Below are 500 nucleotides of genomic sequence, written 5' to 3'. Positions count from 1 at the left end.
CGCAGCGCCTGGGGGCCAAGGTGTATGCGGTGGAGTTGCCGTCGTTCAACCATCCCCGGGCGATGGGCAATGACATGACCGCCTACTGTGGCGACACTGCCCTGACCGGCAATATCGCGGCGCAGCGGGCGCTGGAAGCGGCCGACCTGATCGTCGACACCATGATGCTGTTGCACTCGCCGGAGCAGGAACAGATCCTCAAGACCGGCACGCGCATCCTGCTGGCGGTTGAACCCCCGGAAGTGCTGGCGCGCATGCTGCCGACCGAAGAGGACAAAGTGCGCGTGCTGGCCGCTGAAGAACTGCTGAAAAAAGCCCGCTCGATCCACGTCAAATCCCGCGCCGGCAGTGATTTCCGGGCGGCGCTGGGGCAATACCCGTCCGTCACCGAATACGGCTTTGCCGACGAACCGGGACGCTGGGACCACTGGCCGAGCGGCTTCCTGTTCTCCTGGCCCAATGAGGAAACTGCAGAGGGCGTGCTGGTGCTGGATATCGGC

General features: G+C 64.6%; 1 pseudogene. It reads left to right on the top strand.

Going from position 1 to position 500, the window contains the following annotated elements:
• Positions 1-500, top strand: a pseudogene (locus tag HX846_RS28685) (2,5-dihydroxypyridine 5,6-dioxygenase); the annotation flags it as partial.

The organism is Pseudomonas sp. K5002, from assembly GCF_013386655.1.
GTDB lineage: Bacteria > Pseudomonadota > Gammaproteobacteria > Pseudomonadales > Pseudomonadaceae > Aquipseudomonas.
Note: the sequence above shows the minus strand (reverse complement) of the source record. Positions and strands in the feature narration are given on the sequence as shown.